Source organism: Vibrio gelatinilyticus (assembly GCF_022836845.1).
Taxonomy (GTDB): Bacteria; Pseudomonadota; Gammaproteobacteria; order Enterobacterales; family Vibrionaceae; genus Vibrio; species Vibrio gelatinilyticus.
In genome coordinates this window covers 1-4558 of the sequence record NZ_JAJNNZ010000035.1, presented here as the reverse complement: position 1 = coordinate 4558, position 4558 = coordinate 1, and the positions used below count along the sequence as shown (strand labels likewise).

2 protein-coding genes are annotated in these 4558 nt (G+C 46.6%); one reads left to right on the top strand and one right to left on the bottom strand.

Annotation, left to right across the window (positions count from 1 at the left end):
* Positions 1 to 38: 38 nt before the first annotated feature.
* A complete protein-coding gene (locus tag LNL84_RS19495; protein WP_244359525.1) occupies positions 39 to 2363 on the bottom strand; it encodes a Tex family protein in 2325 nt (774 codons plus the stop codon).
* A 271-nt stretch (positions 2364 to 2634) separates the two neighbouring features.
* Between LNL84_RS19495 and LNL84_RS19490 the strand changes: the two genes are divergently transcribed.
* The gene (locus tag LNL84_RS19490) at positions 2635 to 4524 is read left to right on the top strand and encodes a putative ATP-dependent zinc protease (protein WP_244359524.1); all 1890 of its coding nucleotides are present in this window, start codon (positions 2635 to 2637) and stop codon (positions 4522 to 4524) included.
* Positions 4525 to 4558: the final 34 nt, after the last annotated feature.

The window sequence follows — 4558 nt, the reverse complement described above, 5'->3', positions numbered from 1 at the left end:
CACCACATGGGTGCTCTTTTTACGCGATTCACATGGGTCTACTTTTTCGCTTTGGCAAACGCTGCGGCAAACGCGCCGCCCATGGCATTGTTGCCATTGCCCTGACGAGGTGACCGCGGTTGACGTTGTGAACTTTTTGATTCGCGAGAATGCTGGTTGCCGCTTCGAGCGGGGCGGTTATCTTGCCCCGGTTCATCGCTAAGGCGCATCGACAAGCCAATGCGCTTGCGCAACGCATCCACTTCCATAACTTTTACTTTGACGATATCGCCAGCCTTGACGACTTCACGAGGATCGGCAACAAACTTATCTGTAAGCGCAGAGATATGAACCAGACCGTCTTGATGAACCCCAATATCAACGAATGCGCCAAAATTAGCTACGTTGGAAACCACACCTTCCAAAACCATTCCCGGTTCCAAATCGGTGATCTTGTTGACACCCTCTGCGAATGTTGCCATTTTGAACTCTGGACGGGGATCGCGACCGGGTTTATCTAGCTCATGAATGATATCGCTTACCGTTGGTAGACCAAAGGTATCGTCGGTGTAGTCAACAGCATTGACCGTCTTAAGGAATTGACTGTCGCCGATGATAGATTGCATCGCTCGGCCTGTTTTCTCGGCAATACTTTTTACCACGGGGTAAGATTCTGGGTGTACAGAAGATGCATCAAGAGGGTTTTTTCCGTCCATAATGCGTAAGAACCCAGCGCACTGCTCGAAAGCTTTTGGCCCTAAGCGCGCGACTTTTTTAAGCGTAGTTCGAGCTTCAAATCGACCATGCTCATCGCGATAGTCCACGATATTCTGGGCAATAGTGGTAGAGAGACCTGCGACTCGTGTAAGTAGCGCAGCCGAGGCCGTATTCACATCGACGCCCACCGCGTTTACACAATCTTCCACAACAGCATCAAGACGCTTGGCTAGGTTGGTTTGACTTACGTCGTGTTGATACTGGCCAACCCCGATCGATTTTGGTTCAATCTTAACAAGTTCTGCTAGGGGATCTTGCAAACGTCGTGCGATAGACACAGCGCCGCGTAAAGATACATCCATATTTGGAAACTCTTTCGCCGCCAACTCTGAAGCGGAATATACCGATGCACCGGCCTCGCTAACGATGATCTTTTGCACTTTAAGGTTGCCACGTTTGATAAGCTCTCCGGTAAAACTGTCCGTTTCTCGGGAAGCCGTACCGTTACCGATGGCAATAAGATCGACATTGAATTGTCGAACCAATCCATCGACTACTTGGGCGGCTTTATCGTACTGTTTTTGCGGGGCGTGAGGGTAAATCGTCTCTGTGGCCAGCACTTTGCCAGTTGCATCTACAACGGCGACTTTACACCCGGTTCGCAGACCTGGGTCTAAACCCAATGTCGCTCTTGGCCCTGCGGGCGCTGCCATAAGCAAATCTTTTAAGTTGGTGGCAAATACCGTGATCGCGTCCACTTCGGCGCGCTCTTTAAGTGCGCCCATCAACTCGGTTTCCATATGCATGGAGACTTTAATTCGCCATGCCCAGCTGATGACCTGCTTACGCCATGCATCGGCGGGAGCTTGGCTCAAGTGGATCCGATAGTGCTCAGAAATCAGGGTTTCACAGTAAGATTCACGGCCCCCCTCTTGGTTAGCCGGGTCTGCATTGAGTGATAGTTGCAAAAAACCTTCGTTACGGCCTCGAAGCATTGCCAACGCGCGATGTGATGGTACTTTGCTAATGGCTTCGTTGTGATCGAAGTAGTCTTTAAACTTCTCGCCTTCTTGTTCTTTGCCTTTAACAACCCGAGAAGTTAACTCGGCATTACGGTTTAAATAACGACGAATTTTTTCTAATAAACCTGCATCTTCAGCAATGCGTTCCATGATGATAGCCCGCGCACCATCCAGAGCCGCCTTATTGTCAGTAATGTTCTTCGCGTCATCGATAAATGACGAGGCAACATCTTCTGGGTGGTGACTTGGATCGGACCAAAGCAGGTCGGCCAGAGGCTCTAATCCGGCTTCAATGGCAATTTGACCTTTGGTGCGTCGCTTAGGTTTATAGGGTAAGTAAAGGTCTTCCAATCGCGTTTTGTTGTCTGCATTTTCGATTTCGAGTTTGAGCTCACTCGTGAGCTTACCCTGGTCGTCGATAGATTTAAGAATCGTTTGACGTCTATCATCGAGCTCTCGTAAATAACTGAGGCGAGAATCCAAAGTACGCAATTGGGTATCGTCTAAACCGCCGGTTACTTCTTTTCGGTAACGGGCAATAAAAGGTACGGTGTTGCCGTCGTCAATCAATGTGATAGCGGCATCTACTTGCTGCGCGCGTACGTTTAATTCTTTGGCAATCAGTTGACAGATAGCGTGGCTCATCCGTGTACTCTCTTTTTAATGTATTGATTTGGGTGGTATTCCCACTCACTGTATGACTTAGGATATAAGGGCTTGCCGAGCATTTTGCAATTGTTTGGTAATTTTTCTCACATAGAACGCTCCGCAAAGTGAATGATGATTTGCTAATTTATTGATATACACATGGATATTCAGTTAATTTTCTGTAATGTTTATAGTAACGCGAAATACACCGAGCTTGCGCAGACGTGTCGGTTGTGTGGTCCTGTCTGGTCAACAATGGATATTCAGAATGAATAAAACAGTTATAAAATGGGTAATGCTAGCCACCTCACTCACGGCTGCTTGGAGTGTGTCGGCCGCTAATATTGCGACCACTCAGTCGCCAGCACTTTCTATCCAGGATAAGGCTGTTCTGGGCCGCATCGAAAGTGTTTACTACGAAGACATTAAAGAGCTTAAAGGGATCCCATTTGTCGGAAAAATTGATACAGGTGCAGATACCACCTCTATGCATGCAGAGCGTGTTCATGTCCGCAGTTTAAACCCGAAATATCAAGGACTCGAGGATGCTGAGTTACTAAAGACCATTGTTAACGAATATGGTGGTAGCGCCAGTGATTGGTGGCTGGAAGAGTTTGACAATGAAGAGCGCAGCTTTAAAGGGGTGGTAACATTTGATCTAAGACACCCATACTCAGGAGAGGTTATTACGCTGGAGCGACCACTTGCTCGAACTAGTGTTATCCGCAGTCGCACCAGTGCCACGCCTATTTACAGGCCCGTAGTTAAGATCCCTATGCGCATTGCAGGCAAGACCGTTGAGACAGAGGTTAACTTGACTGATCGTAGTGGCTTTACGGCTCCGATTTTGATTGGTAAGACATTTCTGACAAACAACGCTTGGGTTATGGCAGGGTACGACTATCTACAAACACAAGATGATGCGTTAGTTATTGGCCGAAAGGGATCGGGTGAGATTGATGATGTCCCTGTGGGAGTAAGCCTATCACTAAAAAATAACCACAGTATTTTACACGCAACCAATATTGAAATTAATGAAATGAACCGCAGTGTATCATTTGATTTGTCAGGCCGCGAAGAGGCGACAAAGCGCGTCACTTACCCGCTAGAAAAAATGCTTTCAATTGGCGATCAAACATACCCACTGGTGTACGTTCCTTTTAGTATCGGTGATCAATTCTCAGAGCACGTTTTGGTATACCTAAAGGATCGCTCTAAGTTCAGTACCCAGTTGCGTTTGGGCCAAAATACATTGAGCCGCTTTTTTGTGATTGATACCCAGAGTAAGGAATTACTTGGTTCTAAAAAGCAAACCTTTGCCGCTCGACTCAAAAGTAAGCCTCTGGTGGTTTCACCTGTAGAGGAACTTATTTTGGATGGCCAACCTCTATCTGCGGAGCCGTCATTTACTGTTAGCACCCCGCTTTTAAAACTGCCAAGTTTTGAAATGATAGAAGCCAAAGGACGCGACAAAGTTGAGTATTACCTGTCGAATGACTTAGGTAACTCGGAAAAAATCACCAAGACTATCTTAAGAAAAATAAGAGTTGGAGAGACCGTTCGCCCAGTGGTTGATGGTGAATTCATTGTTGGTGGCAAAGCGGTGAATGTTGAGTTTGCGTTAGAAGCTCTCGATGGCGACGAAGGGGATGAACCGTACTTTATTATTGGTAAAAAAGCCGTCAAAGCCGGTGTGGTAATAAATACTCGCAGCGAAAATTTACTTGATGCCTACCCGATCTTCACGGCAGGCCATATCGAAAACGCGACAGTCGAGGGTATGACTTTCCCTGTTAAATTGGATACAGGTGCAGATGTTAGTTCGATGAACGCTTTGAACATTAAACAGTTCAAGAAAGATGGTAAGTCTATGGTGAGTTTTACTTACAGTAATGACATGGGGAAAAAGCAAGACTTTACCCGTGAAGTTGTTGATATCATGCGTATAAAAGGTAAAAAAGGCGAAAAGGCCAATATTCGCCCTGTGGTGAATATGCGCGTCAAGTTGGGTGATGTTGAAAAAACAATTCGGGTGAACCTACAAGACCGTAGCCGTTTCCACTACAGCATGATTTTGGGTAAGAACTTCCTCAAATATGGTGCAGTGGTCAGTAGCGATGAGAACTTTCTCCTTGGCAATGAAATCGGCAGCCACTAATTGAAATCGTGAAAATAAAAAAGCGCCCCAGGGC